At 51.5% G+C, this 17216-nt stretch carries 12 protein-coding genes; 4 read left to right on the top strand and 8 right to left on the bottom strand.

The features are described 5' to 3' along the window. Positions 1-247: 247 nt before the first annotated feature. Positions 248-817, bottom strand: coding sequence for a SixA phosphatase family protein (locus ACKPCT_RS01735; protein WP_175528131.1), 570 nt, complete (start codon positions 815-817; stop codon positions 248-250). Positions 818-1358: 541 nt separating this feature from the next. On the opposite strand from ACKPCT_RS01735, the gene ACKPCT_RS01740 reads away from it, so the two are divergent. The 3 genes from ACKPCT_RS01740 (at position 1359) to ACKPCT_RS01750 (ending at position 6206) form a co-directional block, all read left to right on the top strand. After that, complete coding sequence (locus tag ACKPCT_RS01740) at positions 1359-2741, top strand: flagellar hook protein FlgE (RefSeq protein ID WP_090074307.1); 1383 nt, start codon at positions 1359-1361, stop codon at positions 2739-2741. Positions 2742-2807: 66 nt separating this feature from the next. Next, the gene (flgK, locus tag ACKPCT_RS01745) at positions 2808-4667 is read left to right on the top strand and encodes a flagellar hook-associated protein FlgK (RefSeq protein WP_319568200.1); all 1860 of its coding nucleotides are present in this window, start codon (positions 2808-2810) and stop codon (positions 4665-4667) included. A 36-nt stretch (positions 4668-4703) separates the two neighbouring features. Next, on the top strand, positions 4704-6206 hold the full coding sequence (locus ACKPCT_RS01750) for a hypothetical protein (RefSeq protein WP_090074310.1): 1503 nt from the start codon (positions 4704-4706) through the stop codon (positions 6204-6206). A gap of 198 nt (positions 6207-6404) precedes the next feature. On the opposite strand, the gene flaF is transcribed toward ACKPCT_RS01750, so the two are convergent. From flaF to ACKPCT_RS01775, 5 genes are all read right to left on the bottom strand, one after another. Continuing rightward, positions 6405-6773 carry a flagellar biosynthesis regulator FlaF gene (flaF, locus tag ACKPCT_RS01755; RefSeq protein ID WP_090074312.1) on the bottom strand — a complete coding sequence of 123 codons (369 nt, stop codon included), beginning with the start codon at positions 6771-6773 and terminating at the stop codon, positions 6405-6407. Beyond that, entirely contained in the window at positions 6751-7149 is a 399-nt protein-coding gene (gene flbT / locus ACKPCT_RS01760) for a flagellar biosynthesis repressor FlbT (RefSeq protein WP_090074314.1), read from the bottom strand. The genes flaF and flbT overlap by 23 nt, the downstream gene beginning before the upstream one ends. Positions 7150-7408: 259 nt before the next feature. Continuing rightward, positions 7409-8746: a flagellin N-terminal helical domain-containing protein gene (locus ACKPCT_RS01765; RefSeq protein ID WP_175528132.1), complete on the bottom strand. Its 1338-nt coding sequence runs from the start codon at positions 8744-8746 to the stop codon at positions 7409-7411. A gap of 353 nt (positions 8747-9099) precedes the next feature. After that, positions 9100-10491 carry a flagellin N-terminal helical domain-containing protein gene (locus ACKPCT_RS01770; protein ID WP_090074317.1) on the bottom strand — a complete coding sequence of 464 codons (1392 nt, stop codon included), beginning with the start codon at positions 10489-10491 and terminating at the stop codon, positions 9100-9102. Positions 10492-11020: 529 nt separating this feature from the next. After that, on the bottom strand, positions 11021-12106 hold the full coding sequence (locus ACKPCT_RS01775; RefSeq protein ID WP_139229303.1) for a polysaccharide pyruvyl transferase family protein: 1086 nt from the start codon (positions 12104-12106) through the stop codon (positions 11021-11023). A gap of 325 nt (positions 12107-12431) precedes the next feature. Here ACKPCT_RS01775 and ACKPCT_RS01780 point away from each other — a divergent pair, with 325 nt between their 5' ends. Then, on the top strand, positions 12432-14591 hold the full coding sequence (locus ACKPCT_RS01780) for a tetratricopeptide repeat protein (RefSeq protein WP_319568201.1): 2160 nt from the start codon (positions 12432-12434) through the stop codon (positions 14589-14591). Between the two features lie 100 nt (positions 14592-14691). On the opposite strand, the gene ACKPCT_RS01785 is transcribed toward ACKPCT_RS01780, so the two are convergent. Then, on the bottom strand, positions 14692-15081 hold the full coding sequence (locus ACKPCT_RS01785; RefSeq protein ID WP_090074322.1) for a hypothetical protein: 390 nt from the start codon (positions 15079-15081) through the stop codon (positions 14692-14694). Positions 15082-15238: 157 nt separating this feature from the next. Further along, positions 15239-17203, bottom strand: a complete 1965-nt coding sequence (locus ACKPCT_RS01790; protein WP_319568202.1) for a tetratricopeptide repeat protein — start codon at positions 17201-17203, stop codon at positions 15239-15241. Between the last annotated feature and the right edge of the window lie 13 nt (positions 17204-17216).

Raw genomic sequence — 17216 nt, forward strand, 5'->3', positions numbered from 1 at the left:
GGATAAGGCGCGCCGGATGGGGAATGCGATTGGTGCCGGATTCCTTCTCTGAGGCTGCAGCCTGCCTGACGCTGAGCCGAAGGGGCTCATTCAGGCTTGTTTCTTTAGCATGTAGGCGAGGAGAGGGGAGATTGCAATCAATGCGGGGGATTTAGGGCAAGGCAAGGAGTGGCATTATAGGGCCTCTCCCTGCATCTAAGATGAACTGTGAGTCGCTGCTGTTTAGGTTAGGCTGCCTGTTGCTTTCCTAGCGGCGAAAGAAGGTCGGGGCAGGATTTTCGACAATCAGCTCTTCTTCGTTATGGGCGATGTCTTTTGGCTTGATGAAGTCCAGCAGATGGCCGGACTTTTGGGAAATGTCATTCCAGTCGCCGCAATTGAATTCCAGAATAGCAAGGGCGGCGGTGGGATATTTCACGCGCATCTGCATGATTAGCTCAGGATCTCCCGATCCGGCCAGCTCGACAGCAATGTCCTGAAGGCCGGTATTGTGACCCACGATCATCAGATTCTTGCTGTTTCTGGCATTCTCCTTGAGGAGGGAGAGATAATCGGGATTGTTGCCTTCGTACAGAGCATCCAGCAGCCTCAGGCTGACGTCGCCGGTGAGGCTAGGGATGATCCCTGCCATGGTTTCCTTGGTGCGCTGTGCCGAAGAGCATAGGATACGGTCCGGATTATAGTGGCGTGCTTTCATGACACGTCCGATCTTTGGGGCGTCTCTCTGGCCGCGTTTGTTCAGCGGGCGATCAAAGTCGTGCAGAGATGGGTCCGACCAGGATGATTTTGCGTGTCGCAGCAGAAAAAGCCTAAGCATCGGGTTTCTGTCTCCTGTTGTCGTTGTTTTCTGGTTCTTGCCTGACGGGGCGTGCCATTTGCCCGAAGTCGGCGCAGGCAGCTTTAAAGTCCGGGCGTTGTGGCCTTTCGCTACCGTGCTGTCAACCGTATGGCCAACTGTGCGGCCTGTGTGTCTGGTGCGTGCGGGCGAAGCCGGATGTCTTGGAGCTTTCTTGCTCAGCAAGGCTACAATTTCATGACAGGGGGGAGCTTTTGGCTTTTTATTCCGAAAATGCCGGGGAAAGGCACGCTGGCGGGCGGCATCAATCATATCCGCCAAACGCACTGCCAATCGGTGCTTAGACCGGTATTGCATGGACCGAGCGCCCATGTGGAGGTGTTTGCCTACCGTCGCAATTTTTGCCGATATGTGTCCGCTGTGGGAAAGAAATTGCCTACTTAACAAAGGGTTAAAAAAGTTAAGTGTCTGTATTTATAAAAATATTTCTATTTGTGAAAAATGGCCCGCTTTTTGCTAGCTCAATGGTAATCTGATTTGTATCTGGTCAAAGGGATGTCCCATGAGTCTTTATTCAGCGCTTACAACTTCGGTCGCCGGTTTGGCAGCGCAGTCCTCTGCTATGCAGAATATTTCTGGCAACATCGCCAACACATCGACCAATGGCTTCAAGCGCGTTGATACGGCGTTTGTCGATCTGGTTAGCGACTATAACGCAAACAGTCGCAATCAGACGTCCGGGTCAGTGCTTGCCAGCTCGCGCCAGACCAACACGGTGGCTGGTTCTGTTGATTCTTCGCAGACTGCGACGCATATGTCGATCAGTGGCGATGGCTATTTTGTTGTCTACGAGAAAATTGGCGAGACCGATGGTCAGCCCATTTTTGACGGGACGCCGCTCTATACGCGCCGCGGTGACTTTACTCAGGATGAAGACGGCTATTTTGTCAATGAAGCTGGCTATTATCTGGCTGTTATCGAGTTGGATGATGCGACTGGTAACCCGGTGAGCTCCGTGCCCCAGCCGACTACCTTTGAAGAAGGGTTTATGGCCGCAGAGGCAACAACCAAGCTGACTTATAACGGCAACCTGCCTTCCATTCCGACGACGACGGATCCGACTGGTTATCTGTTGACTGGTGGTGCCGGCTATGCGGTTGACCCGACTACTGCCGGTGCCGGCGTTGTTCAGGCTCAGGATGAGGTTCAGTTCCTTAGTCAGTCCATTTCTGGCGGCGCGATTACGGCCTATGTTGCCAATGGTGAGAATGCCAGCGTTCAGCTGCGTTGGGCCAAGATTGCAGAAGGTAACCCCTCTGCTGTTCCACCAACCGAAGATACCTGGAACCTGTTCTACAAGTCTGACTCGAGTGCAACCGGTGCCGCGACCAAATGGACAAACGTAGGGCAGGACTACACCTTTGATACCACAGGCAAGATGACGTCGCCTCTGGCCAATGTGACGGTTCCTGCTATGACCATTGATGGTGTTGCGCTTGGCAATATCATTCTTGATCACGGCGGCAATGGGGATGGTATCACCGCTTATGCAACGACCACTGGTATTGCCAACATGAATCTGTCACAGGATGGGGCAGCCGCCGGTGAACAGACCAGCATTTCCATCGATGATGCGGGCTATGTTGTGGCCAACTATTCTAACGGCAAGTCGAGCAATATGGCCTCGGTCATTCTGGCGTCCTTTGATGGCGACAACTATCTGGCGCGTGCTGGTGGCGGTGCGTTCCGGGCGACGGATGATTCCGGTTTGGCCATTCTTGGTGCAACAGGATCCATTCGCGGATCTTCTCTTGAATCATCCAACGTTGATATCGCGGATGAATTCTCCAAGATGATTATCTCGCAGCAGGCCTATTCGGCCAACACGCGTGTTTTGTCTACGGCGCGGGATATGCTGACAGAAGTCATGCAGGTCATTCGGTAGGCATTTGGTTCAGCCCCTTTGCTTCCTCGTCAATGGGTGGCGGGGAAGAGGGGCGGAGGATAGTATATGGCGTTGTCACAAGCATTATCGGTCGCATCATCCGGGTTGAAGGCTACCAGCCGAGACCTCGAGATTGTTTCGTCCAATATTACAAATGCCAACACGCCTGGTTACACCAGAAAGATTTCCAGCCGTCAGGACATGGTTCTGAACGGGCAGGTAACCAGTGTCATTCAGACTGATGCGCAGCGGACCCTTGATCTGGTGGCGCAAAGGCAGTTCTGGTCTGAAACCGGTGCGACGAGCTATTCAAAGACCATCAATGACTATCTCACGCAGGTTGATGCCATGTTTGGCCAGCCGGGGGATGGCAACTCTCTGGATTCGCTGGTCAACGCCTTTGCTACATCGCTACAGGCGTTGGAGACCAGCCCAGATGATGCAACGACCCGGCTTGAGGTGCTCAACAATGCGTCTGTGATGACGCGCGCCATGAATGATGCGTCAGAGACCTTGCAGGCTTTGCGTCAGGATGCCGAATTTGCGATTGAAACGGCGGTTCAGGATACAAACGAGATCCTGAAGCATATCGAGAAACTGGATCTGCAGATCCAGGAGCTGACCCTATCCTCGGGCGAGTCGGCTGTTGGCCTGATGGACCAGCGCGACGCCTATGTGTCGCAACTGGCCGAACTGATGCCGGTGCGCGTGACGCAGCGCGAGAATAACTCGATCCAGATTTCCACGACCAGCGGCATGACACTCTATGATGTGTCAGCATCGCAGTTCGAGTTTTCCGCTTATGGCACGGTAGGCCCTTATACCGAGTGGGATTCCGCCGCGACAGACAATCAGCTGGGCACGGTGTATCTGAAATCGAACAATAGTGATTTGCATGACGTCACCCTGTCTGGTGGATTTGGTGGCAGCAAGATCGGGGCGCTGCTGGAGCTGCGCGACGATATTCTGGTGGAAGCCCAGAACCAGCTCGATAGTCTGGCTGACGGTCTGGCCGACGCTTTCGGTAAGTTCGATGTGGAAGGTACGGCGGTTACCGCAGGCGCGCAGGCAGGCTTCGATCTTGATTTGACCGACCTGCAATCTGGCAACGAGTTCAGCTTCACCTATCAGGATGTGGGGACGGGGCAGACCAACACGGTCACTTTCGTGCGTGTCGATTCAGCGTCTTCCCTGCCTCTGGATGATGAGGTGACAGCGCGTAATGATGACACCGTGGTGGGGATCGATTTCTCTGGTGGCATGGCAAGTGTTGTCACTCAGGTGCAAACGGCGCTCGGTGGTGCCTTCAGTGTGAGCAATCCTGCGGGCAACACACTGCAGATCCTGGATGATGGTGCCGCCAACACGGTTTCCATCCAGTCGTTCGATGCCGAGGCGACGGCTACCGGCCTTCAGCAGACAGCAGGAGCCTTGCCGCTGTTCGTTGATGGAGGCGAGGGGCCGGGACTTTATACCGGCAGCGTAGACGGTATGGTGCAGCAGACCGGCTTTGCTGCGCGTATAACGGTAAACGAAGCGCTCTTCAATGATCCGACCCTGCTGGTGCAGCATAGCGCAAGTACAGGGATTGGCGATCAGACGCGTCCAGCGGCGCTTTATAACGCGCTGACAGAAAATGAACTGGCTTTCACCTATCAGCAGGGTGGGGCGCCAGTGTCCATGACGGTGGATGAATTTGCCCGCCAAGTTATCTCCTTCCAGTCCCAGCAGGCCGCTACTGCCCAAACGCGGCATGAAGGGCAGGAGATCGTCATGAACAATGTGATGTCGCGCCTTGAGCAGTCCTCCAGTGTTGATGTGGATGAAGAACTGGCGCGCCTGTTGGAGTTGCAGACAGCCTATTCGGCCAATGCGCGCGTCATGACTGCCGTTAAAGACATGATGGATGCCCTTATGCGGATTTAGCCGGCAAGTGCGGCGACTGGAAATGGAACCTGAAACATGATCGGTACTCTTAATGGATTTTCATCCTCTGTGATGATGAATGTGCTGAGAAACAATTCCAGCCTGATGCAGGATCTTACCATTCAGCTGAGCACTGGTAAGAAAGCGCAGACCTATGGCGGTTTGGGCCGTGATGCCGGCATGGCGCTAGATTACCGATCGCAGATCACCTCCGTTAAAGGCTACCAGAGCAGTATCGAGCAAGCGCAGGTGCAGATCTCGATGATGAATCTCGGGCTTGAGCGCGTTGTCGAAATAGGGGCGGAAATCAGTGGGTCAGCAACGGGCACTCAATATGATATCTCGTCCAACAATCAATCTGTTGCGCAGGTTACCGCTGCCACCCTGTCCAGGGAAATGATCGGTATTCTAAACACCGAAGTGGATGGGGACTTCGTCTTTTCGGGTACGACAACCGACGTTGAGCCTGCGATCAACTATGATCGCATCGTGTATGGCTATGGAGGCGAAGATGGCCTGCTAACGGTCACTGACGAGCGCATTCGGGCTGATGCAGGGGCTGATGGATTGGGGCGCCTCGACTTGTCCACGGTTGGTCCGACCATGACACTCAGTGAAGAGGTGACCGATTTTGGTTATAAGCTGAGTGCCGTAACGAGTACTCTTAGCAATGTGACTGTGGCCGGTCCTGCGGGGAGCCCTGCGAGCATCGATGTTACCGTGACGGGCGAGCCGGTCGCGGGGCAGGTGCTCAGCTTTACTTTTGATATGCCCGATGGGTCTTCTGAGATCATTCAGATGACCGGGCATCAGGGGGCCACGAGTCCTTCTGAGGGGAAATTCTCGGTCAGTGGTGCTCCGGGTACGATTGCTACTGCAATTCAGGACGTGCTGACCTATCAACTTGGTCAGAATGTCGCCTCCGCTGGTGAAGCAGCCTCCCGTATTCAGGGCTCGATGGATTTTTTCCTGACGTCAGGGGGGGGAGAGCCAAAGCGCGTTGTGGGGGTGCCAGAAACGGCGACAACACTGGATACGGCTACGGCGGCGGGCAAGCCGACCTTGAACTGGTATGTCGGTGATAATGATGCGCTGGTTTCTTCACGAGATACTGCCAAGGTGCAGATCGACAACAAGCTGGATGTGTCCTATGGCGCGCGAGCCAATGAAGACAGCATTGCGCGTCAGCTGGCTTATATGACCGCCTTTTCGTTGCCGACCTATGATCAGAATAGCGATGCCGATGAAGAACGTTATACCACCTTTGCCGATGCGATTTCGTCCGGTCTTTCCAGTGTCAATCAGGGAGATGTTGTCAAGACGACGCTGACGGAGATCGGCGTAGCCAGCAAGGTCATGGAGGATGCGAATCTGCGTCACCATACGAGCCTTAGTATGTTGCAGACGGCTTTGACGGACAAAGAAGGCATCAATGATGAAGAGGTGGCAGCCAAGATCATGACCATCCGCACGACGATTGAAGCGTCCTATCAGGCTGCTTCGATGATGTATAACCTGTCTCTGACCAAGTTCATCTAGGCCTTTTTGGGTCAAAGTCGGCCCTGCCTGTTAACCCTGAAACGAGAAAAGCAGCCTTTGAGGCTGCTTTTTTGCATTTTGCGATCAGGGCGTTGAAATTTTCAAAAGCCATAAAGCGAAAAAGCGTCGGACCGGAAAGGTACGACGCTTGAGCGTTTTTGGAAACCTTATGCCATAGTGCGACATCCGCTCTCGGTTCTAACCGTCAGCGCGCAGACCTTCAGCGATATTGCGGTTGATGTTGATCAGACTATCAACGGTCGCCGATTTGGGGTCCGTCATGATCCGCAGCGTATGGTTGAATGTGAAGATGCCGAGATTCACCAGATTCTGGCGCAATTCCTTAGGCATTTCATGATCTTCGCTCATGAGTTCGCCTACAAAAAGGGTCCAGATCTTGCGGTTGAATGTCAGAGCTTCATCCAGTTGCGCAGGGGTGGTGTCTGCAGATTTTGTTTTCTGCAACTTGGCAGCAGCCTTGATTAACAAAGCTGCTTCACGCTCCCTGGGGGACCCTGCATGAGAACTGGCGTCCTGATAAGCTCTAGCCGCTGAATGGTTGTACATTCCGAAGTAACTCCTCTTCGAACCTTATGAGAGCTTTTGCTTCTTTTAATGCAGGATAAAAGGAACCGGTTAATATTTTGTTATTTACGCTGTCAATTATCGTTAACGCGCTGGGGGCAGCGTGTAAAAAATCATTTACCAAAGTGAAGTACATGTCCTTATGCTCGGCTAGATCTTGCGCAAGATACATAAGTTGTATGCATAGATATATTCTTTTTGCAGGACTATTTGCCGTTTCGGACGTGAGGATGTCTTTTTCGCGTAATATTGGCGCCTGTCCATCGACAAAGAAGCGCGCACGGTGGTCACCGTTTGTAATGACACTGTTTCCGATAATAATACGCTCGCCTGGGCGCAGTTCTATTTTAAGAGACATCTTTATTCCTCTATTCACACAAGTGAATGTCTGCGTCTATTTGGTATTTTTGACAGGGTCAATAATAGCTGCGTTGTATTAATAAACCGCTCAGAGAAATTGTTTTGAGAATTCTCGAGACGTACAACCCAACCACTGGCTGCTTCTGTAATTTATTCTGATTGTCTTGCAAAGATCAAATAGAAGAAAAAGACGTTTCCCATAAAACAAAGAAAGGCGGAGTATTGCTCCGCCTTTCTTACGTGTCTTTTGAGCCGAATTAAGCTCGTAGGAAGCTGGTAACTGCCTGATCGGCCTGCGATGCCAGAGACAAAGCTGTGGTAGACAGCGTCTGACGGGTCTGCAGAGCCAACATGTTGGCGCCTTCCTCGTTCGAATCTGCCAGGACCAGGTTGTCTGCACCGGTTTGCAGGGTGTTGATCATTTCCTTGGTGTAATCCTTGCGGATCTGCACGGTGGAAAGGTTGGAACCGAAGGTTGATGCCTGTTTGCGCAGGGTAATCAAAGCGTCAGACAGGGCGTCAAGCTTGAGGTTGGACTCGTCGGTGTCCAGTGTCGTTGCATCGGTCAGAGCCAAACCGGAAGCGGTCAAGTCTGCGGACTGGATGGTCAGCTCGGACTTGGTCTCATCGCGTTTTTCGTTGAACGACACAGTAAGGTCATTGCTTGAACCGTCGATCAGGTTGATGCCGTTGTAGCTGGAGTCGCGCGCAAGCTCATCAATCTGATCCATAATGCCGTTATACTGATCAACCAGCTCGGTGTTGGAAGCATCCTGTGTACCAGCAAAGTTCTTGATGGTCAGAACGTCGTTGGTACCGGAAGCCGCGCCGGTGAAGGTTGCATCGGTACCACCGGGATCCGTTGCGGTTAAGGGACCTGCACCATCCGGGTCGATGTCGGCAAATTGGCCAAAGCCAAGGCCTGCCCAAACGGAGGTGTCCTGAGCACCAGCAGAGGCTGCTGCGCCATCATCATGGGAGATTGACAGGGTTAGTTCTGCGTTGCCGTTGGCACTGATATCCAGACGACCGTCTTCCGTGATCTTGGCAGTTGCAACACCAGAGGCGTTGATGTCATCGACCAGGTCTTTAATGGTGTAAGCCTGAGAACCCGTGGTGTCCAGATCACCATCTGTGAGGCTTTCCCCTGTATTGGAGAAATGTTCAACAAGATCGAAGGTTTTGGTTACGCCCGATTCAGACTTGGATTCAACGGTGAAGTTGGTGCCTGCGGCGAAGCCGATGTTTGCGCTGTTGAGGGCGATGCCTTCAGCACGTTCCTTGGCTGTTGATTCTGATGCGCCCGAGGTATTGATGCTTCGGTTGCCCTGAATGTTGGTGCCGGTGTTGGAATTGTTGTTTGACTGAGCCTGACGAACGGTTGCCTGTGCACTTTCCACCAGATCGGTAATCGCGGAGATACCATTGTCAGCAGCTTCGATCGTTTTGATCGAGTTTGAAATGCCGTCTAGCAGATTGCTAAGGTCGTTGGCGCGCGCGCCGAGGCTTTCAGAGGTAAAGAAGTTGGTTGGGTTATCCAACGCCGAGTTGACTTTTTTACCCGTTGCCAGGCGATTTTGCGTTGTTGACATCATGTCCGCGGTTTTTTGCAGGGACAAAAGGTTTGAACGCACGCCGGCTGAGAGAGTGATATCCGAAGACATTGGGTTACCTTTCTGGGTACTCACACACAGATATTGTTTATTCAGCCTCCTTCTGAGGCTTAAATAGATGTTCGCGCGTAAACCCTAATTTAAGGTTAACCAGACCTTTCGTATTAACCTAAACAAAGCGTTTCGTTTCCGGTTGTACAAAAAGAGTCGATTTCTGTGTCGGACCAGAAACTTGGAAATGATTGGAAATTTAATTTTGTCTAAAGGGGGGAGGGCGAAAGGTTAAAAAAACGGGGCCTTTGGGCCCCGTTTCGCGTTCGTATGGTGCTTTGAAATTAGCGCAGGAAGCTGAGAACTGCCTGGTCGGCCTGCGATGCCAGGGACAGAGCCGTGGTCGACAGAGACTGACGGGTCTGCAGTGCGAGCATGTTTGCACCTTCCTCGTTGGTGTCAGCAAGAACCAGATCATCTGCACCAGTCTGCAGGGTATTGATCATGTCCTTGGTGAATTCCTCGCGGATCGTCACCGTGTTCAACTGAGAACCAAAGCTGGAAGCCTGTGTACGCAGCGTAGAAAGAGCTTCGGACAAAGCATCGAGCTGATTGTTTGAGTCTTCGGTGTTCAACGAAGTTGCATCAGCCAAGCCGAGGCCGGAAGAGCTCAGGTCTGCGGACTCGATGGTCAGCTCGGACTTGGTCTCATCACGTTTTTCGTTGAAGGCAACCGTCAGATCGCTGCCTGTTCCGTTGATCAGGTTGATACCATTGAAGCTGGAGTCACGAGCGAGTTCATCGATCTGATCCATGATATCATTGAACTGTTCAACCAGCTCAGTATTGGAAGCATCCTGTGTACCAGCATAGTTCTTGATGGTCAGAACGTCGTCGGTACCAGAGGCGGCTCCAGTGAAGGTTGCGTCGGTGTCACCTGGATCGGTGGCGCCATCGCTACCCGGGTCGATGTCTGCGAAGGTGCCGAAGCCGAGGCCTGCCCAAACCGACGTATCCTGAGCACCAGCAGAAGCGGCGGCACCGTCATCGTGGGAGACGGTCAGGGTCAGTTCGGAGTTGCCGTTGGCGCTGATATCCAGACGACCGTCTTCCGTGATCTTGGCGGTTGCAACGCCAGAAGCGTTGATGTCGTCGACAAGATCTTTGACGGTGTAGGCTTGGGAACCAGCAGTGTCGAGGTCGCCGTCAGTAAGGCTTTCACCAGTGTTGGAGAAATGCTCAATCAGGTCGAAGGTCTTGGTTACACCAGATTCGGACTTGGATTCGACGGTAAAGTTGGTGCCTGCAGCAAAGCCGATATTTGCACTGTTGAGGGCGATGCCTTCAGCGCGTTCCTTGGCAGTTGATTCAGATGCACCAGAGGTGTTGATACCTGCTGTGCCCTGAATGTTGGTGCCAGAGTTGGAAGCATTGGCTGCAAGAGCCTGGTTCACCGTGGACTGCGCACTTTCAACCAGATCGGTAATCGCAGAGATACCGTTATCAGCAGCTTCGAGAACCTTGGTAGCGTTACCGATGGAGTCCATCAGGTTGTTCAGCTCGTTTGCACGGCTGTTCAGGTTTGCCGAAGTGAAGAAGTTGGTTGGGTTGTCAAGCGCGGAGTTGACTTTTTTACCCGTTGACAGGCGTCCCTGAGTGGTCTGCATCATGTCTGCAGTGTTCTGCAGGGAGAGCAGGTTTGCGCGTACGCCGGCGGAGAGAGTGATATCGGACATTTATCCATAACCTTTCTGGTTAGTACTCGTCAGCCCTTCGTGGGCTTCGTCCTTCGTGGACAACGACCTTTCGCGGTCATCCGAACAATGCGCGCCAAAACCAGAATCATTTGTAAAAATAGTTGGTTAACGGAAAGCAAGGTTAATAGAGAGTAAGCGTTTCTGTTCTATGGTTACTAAAATATGGATAGATAGAATTGCGGGTCGGGAAGCGCTTTGTGAACAATCAACTAGTGTTTTTCTGAATGTATCAAATTAGGAAATTTGGGAAGTCTCGTTGAAGGCCGGGTGAGGAAAACCGATGCATTTGGCACGTGAGTGTTTCAATTGCGCAGAGAAAATTTTTAAAAGTTATAATCGGCTGGTAATCTTTGGAAGAAAAGCGGCGTTGAAATGAGGGGATTTACGCGGCCCTGAGCATGATAGCCGAGGGGGAAAACGGGGTGGAAGGGCGCAAAAAACATGCCGCGTCATTCCTTCTCTTTTGAGCCTTCTTTATAAGGGCCATCGAAACTCGCTTCATATGAGGCTAGAGATTGAGAAAATTTGCTTTCCCCAGCTTGAGAATGCTTTGCAAGATTTCCTCTCTCACAACAGGTGCAGTGTCTCTCAAGGCCCGCTCGCTAGCGGCTTGAACTTTGCTCTGCCAATCCGCTTCCGTAGGAGATATGGGGGGCTCAAGCCCGAGCATTGAGCAGATGCCCTCTATTTTGGGGGTGTTTGAAGGCAGGCATACGAGCGGGGTTTGCAGGCTTGCGGCCGCAATCGTGTGGTGAAATCTCGCCGAAACCAGCAGGCTTGCGGAGCCGATCACATCTATCCACGTGTCAATGTCTTGCGCGTTCAGCAGTTCAAGCTTAGGAATCTCGCTTTTCATTTGCTCAAAATGCTTGAGGTCCTCAGGCGCAGGACTGCTCTTGGCTCCGGCCAGATAAACGGCTTTCCTATCGCCATCGACGAGAGGGTGAAGCGCTGCAGCCAATTCTCCTGCGAGCGCATTGTTAAGAGAGACACCACCGGACAATATGATCGGGCCATCTGGGCTGACGGTACGGTCATACCCATTGCGCGCGATAAAAAGGGGCAGGCAGTCAAAGCTTTGCACTGCATTGATACCCAGGCGTTTCAGGACTTGGGTGGAATGGACTTCACGGCTAGCTACCAGATCCAGATGCTTGAGGATTTCACCGTAAAACTGATCAACTTTTTCTGATGGCTCAAGGCTGCCGCTCGGATAGGCCGAATGATTGATGAGTGCGACTGTCTTGTTGGCATATTTTTTTGCGAAATACATCAGATAGAGCAGCTGCCATGGCCCCAGAGCATGCTCATGCAATGTTCCTTCGCCATTGCAGAGTACGAGATCTGCCTGTGTGATGGCCCGCACAATCGGCATATTGGCTGCGGTGAACCGTTTGGCGACCTCGCTGCTGTCAAAGTCCGGTATTTGTTGCGGCAACTCGGGAAGAGGTGTGTGTGTTTGCTCGACAGGCAGATAATTGACGTAGTAACCGCGCTCTACAAGAGTATCATAAATCTCGATTGACGTGCCAAAGCAGCCCCAGTGATATGAGTTGGCGGTGAAATTGAGTATTAAGCAGTTCTTTCGGAGCAAGATCGCCTCCGCTGTGTGTGACTATTCTAGATGCAGCCGTTTTATGCTGTTTCGAATCTTCTAACTTCCAAGCTTCTAAGCTCCAGAATCAGTTATAACCTGAATTACTATGGGATACAGCCCGCAATATCATTTCGTTGGTAGCAGAGAACGGGTTGGGAAGATCGCTCAGGCATGCCTGTGTCCGAGAGCTATTGGGGTGTTTCAAGTGGTCATTCGTGTCACTCGGCAACCGACCGCTCAGATGCTTGACAGGCGGTGCTTGTGTGCTTCATTCTTTTTTAACTTCGCAACTTTTTTGGCATTTGGACTGCGCTTTGGCTTCATGACGAAACTTTCCGTACGGCAAACCCTCTCGCGCGCGAAGTCATTTGCCCGCAAAGGTGAAATTGATAAGGCCAGAGCCTTATATCAATCTATTATTGATAGCTATCCTTCCAACATCAGTGCCAAACGTGAGCTTGAAAAGCTTTCCCAAGCGCATTCTCAAGTTAAGGGAGGCGCTACTCTTTCGAATATGCCTGCGGATCAGGTTCTTTCTCTTGAGACTGAAGCAGATGCGCGCAAGACGCGCGATTTTACCAGCGCTCTTGTCAAGAATGTTCCGACATCTTTGGTTGCCTGGAGCCTGTTGGGGGATGCAAGCCGCAAGCTCGGTTTGCTGGATGAGGCAGAAGGTGCCTATAGGATGGCGATCGAGCTCGATCCATCCAGCGCAGAGCTGCATAATAAGCTGGGAGTTGCCCTAAGAGAGCAGGGCAAGATTGAAGAGGGTGTTCATTGCTATCAAAAGGCCCTCAGCCTGGATAGTCGCAATGCCGAGGCCTATGTGAATCTGGGTGTTGTCTTCAGAAGCCTGGGGCGGCTTGAAGAAGCAGAGCTATTCTACCGTAAAGCAATCGAGTTTCAGCCCGATTTATCGAACGCTTTTAATAATCTGGGCAATGTGCTGCGCCTTCAGGGGCGAACGCAAGAGGCCGTGGTCGCGTTCGAACAAGCGCTACAGAATGATCCGCTCTCTACGCTTGCTCTGAATAATCTTGGGTCCACCTACCGCACGCAAATGATGTTCGATAAGGCAATCGAGGCTTTTGAACGGTCTTTGCAACTCAAGCCTGACCTTGCAGATACCCGAGCCGAGTTGATTTGGACTTGCGCCAATATTTGCGATTGGGATCGTTTGAAGCGATTGCTGCCGGATGTCGCCGATCTCGGTGTTGCTTCTGATCCCATTCAGCCATTCATGCTGATTTCTAACGATGGCAGTGCGGAGAACCAGTATCTGCGTGCGAAAAACTATGCGCGTAGCACCTTCAAACAGCAAACGGATCTGCGGCCACAGTGGGACGCCGGGGGCCGTATTCGGATCGGCTACTTTGGATCGGACTTTCACGATCATGCAACAATGCATCTGATGTCCGGTCTTCTGCGCTGCCATGACAGATCCCGGTTTGAGATTTTCGTTTACAGTTATGGCGTTCATTCCGGAGGTGAATGGCATGACTTTATTATCGAACATTGTGATCATTTTTTCGATATCAGCGCGCAAGCCGACCATGTCGTGCTGGAGCTGGTGCATTCCCATCAAATTGACATAGCTTTCGACCTCAAGGGATACACGAAAGATTCCAGGATCGATCTATTCCAATATGGGCTAGCGCCTATTCAGATTAGTTATCTTGGCTATCCCGGAACCGTTGCTGCTGACTTCATGGACTATGTTATTGCAGATGAGGTTGTCATTTCAGAGCGGCAAAGAGCATTCTTTAGTGAGAAGGTCATTTATTTGCCCAACTGCTATCAGCCCAACGACAATCGCCGGGTGATTGCGCCAGACACCATGTCGCGCAGCGAAGCGGGGCTGCCTGAAAGTGGATTTGTCTTTTGCTGTTTTAACAACAGCTACAAGATCTCGTCTTCCGAGTTTGATATCTGGATGCGCTTGCTTGGTGATGTCGAAGGCAGCGTTCTATGGCTGTTGAGCACGAATGACTTTGCAAAGACCAATCTCAGAGCTGAGGCGAAGAAGCGCAATATTGATCCTGAGCGTATCGTATTTGCAGATTGGGTTCCGCAAAATGAGCATCTGGCACGATTCCGGCTCGCAGACCTGTTTGTTGATACATTTATCTGCAACGCTCACACGACCGCCAGTGACGCGCTTTGGGCCGGTGTGCCTGTTGTAACCATGGTGGGAGACCAGTTCCCTGCAAGGGTTGCTGCGAGTTTGCTTCATGCGGTTGGACTAGAGGAATTGGTTACATCTTCTCAAGCTGACTATGAGCAACTGATCAAGACATTGTCTATTGAGCCCGACCGTCTGAGGGCTCTGCGAAAGCAATTGCAAGAGGATAGAATGACTTCGCCCCTGTTTGATACAGAGCGCTATACGCGCAATTTTGAAGAGGGGATTGCCCAAGCCTATGCCATCTACTCGAATGGAGAGAAAAGGCGCGATATTCGGGTGATCGAAGCAGAGCGTTGAGGTCTGCTGCTCTGTATCTCAGAAGCGTCCGCGCAGGGCGCATAGCCACGCACCCTGTCGAACAGGCGCGTATATTTGCACTTGGCGGGCAGGCGTATCTCTAGATATTTATTTCGAAATGAGGCAGGTCGTCCTCTTCGTTTTTTGGCTGAGTTTTGGCCTGATAGGCACGCACCTGCAAAAACTCTTCCGCTGACGTGTCCTCTTCCTGTTCGGTTTCCAAGGTGTTTGTCAGTTCCAGAAGGTCGTCGCCGGATAGCATCTGACGATTTTTGCGGCGCCCTTGTCTTTTGGGCTTATCCTTGGGCCGTGATTTTTCCTTGTCAGGATCAACGGCTTCATATCCGGTGTTACCGTGTTTGAAATCGATGGCCTGATCACGAGGAACATCCTCGACCGAGTCATCGCTCAAGTTATTACTGGTCTTCTTCGCCGCAGTTTTACCCAGCGTAGTGGCTGGCGGCTGCATCTTCTGAACAGAGAGATCCATTTACGTACCTCATACTCAATGCGCAGTCGTATGAAATAACTATATCTTAAAAAGCGGTCCTTGTCATTTCTTCTTCATTTTGGCAAATATTTTAATAAAAATGCTGGAAATTCATAAAGATATTGTTGGCTTTATAGGAAAGCGGTTTTGATTTTCTTCAGTTAGTCTGTCTAACGATGCTTCTATGGTCGCGATTCTGAAGCAGCCAATCAGACATGTCATCAAGATAGTCATGCACCGTTTTGCCCCACGGAATGGAACGACAAAACTGGTCTTCATACCAGGGTATGAATTGTTGCCCGAGATTCTCCGGCAGATGTACGAGATCCATCCGGTAGCTTTTTACGCCCATGGCGCCGGCCATATCTGCACTGCTGTTTGCCGGACCTGCAAACAGATCAAGGCAGGCTGTAAATGCTGCCGTGTTCAGTAGGTCGTCATTTATGTCCAAGCCGGGAATATGATAAATCGGCACATCGAACTCTTCGCGGAAGGCTTTGATTTCTTCTTCTGAGGCGGAATATTGCAAGTTGAAAAAATCGAAGCCAGGTAAGCGCAAGATCGGTAGTAAATCTTCTAGCGAGAGATAGTTTCGGTCGGTCAATTTGTTCTTCTTGATGCTAGACCATGCCAGACCGACTTTTGTATTGCCATTGTGCCGCATGAGCTCGTGCTCAAGGAAGGGCTTCATAATCTCATGCGGTAACCGAATTGCCATTGTTTTGTCGATAAATGACCGCAGATTGGGTCTGAACAAGGTATAAAGACAGGTGAGGGGGATTTGATAGTCATAGTTCCCGTCAACTTTCTCATATTTGTTCATCAGCCGCTTCTGTTGCTTGCCGGGGAAGAGGCCTATCGGTGCAGCAGCTTTGCCCGCTGCGTTGTCTCTACTGTCTTCCAGCTGAAAGGTTTCAACCTGCCTAGGCAGTTGCTGGATATTGACACCGGGCAAAATGACCCTGAGCAAGTCGAGGGTCTTCTTTCTGGACAAGAGGGTTGTTTGCACTTCTGAAGGGATTTCTTTCATCAGTTGGACATGCTTGAAAACATCTCCGATCCCCTGATCAGACCATACCAAAAGCCGTTTTCCTTCGATGGATTCTCCTTTCCAATGAGGAACATCAAGATCAAGGACCGGGTTTTGCGTCTGTATTTCGAAACGGGCATATTCGTCTTTTGCGGCCTGAGCAATGTTGCCAAGGTTTTTCTGTACGAGATTTCTCTCGTATTTCAGCCCGGCCTGCTCGGGTAACGCCCTGATGCTCTTGTTGAGATCCTCAAGGGCTTCTTCGAATTTTCCAAGAAACATGCGCGCTCTACCACGTCCTGCTCTGAGGTGAGCGTCCTCTGGGAATCTGGCTAAGGCCCTGCTTAGAAAAGTTTCCTCTCGATCAAAGAGTGCGAGATGATCAAGGCTTGCGCCTATCATTCGTCTGGCAGCAGGAATCTCCAGTGATGCATTTGCGTGCTTTTCAGAGTAGGCAACAATGTCCTCATAAGCCTGATTGCGCAGTCGGTCCTCAAGCCAGCGGATATGTGCTTCGGGGATGACCGGTGTCGCTTGCATGGCGCGCTTGAAACATAGGATTGCTGCATTTTCCAGACCTGCCGCAGAAAAAATGTCTCCAACCAGAGCACAGAGCTGCAGGTCTTCCGGAAAGGACTGAAGGGCGTTTTTTCCTAATGTTACGAGAGGGGTAAAGGCTGCCGGAGACGCATTTCCGGTTTGGCGGGATTCCTGTGCGGTCGCAGCGTACATGCAGGCGATCAAGTCCGCCCATTTTTGAGAATTGGTAGGAGCTTTGGTGACCGCATTCTGGAAAAATTCAACGGCGTCGTTGAACAGCTTGGCACGCTGAAGTGTCCGTCCGGTCTTGGACTGCAGCTCAATGTCTTCGGGATTCTTTACGGCCAGATCGACCATTGTTGCCGATGCTTCATGGGGTTTGCCGAGCGTAAAAAAGATTTCTGCCAACAATTCTCTTGCTGGCAGGAAATCCGGATAGGTTTGAATTTGGTTATGGCAGATTTCTGCTGCCTGACTATAGCTGGCAGCGTTAAAAAGCTTTTGTGCCGCTTTCAACTCTTTTTCGGCGCGCTTTTTATTCGCTCTATTCATGAACCAAAAAGAC

Source organism: Cohaesibacter marisflavi (assembly GCF_963665895.2).
Lineage (GTDB): Bacteria > Pseudomonadota > Alphaproteobacteria > Rhizobiales > Cohaesibacteraceae > Cohaesibacter > Cohaesibacter marisflavi.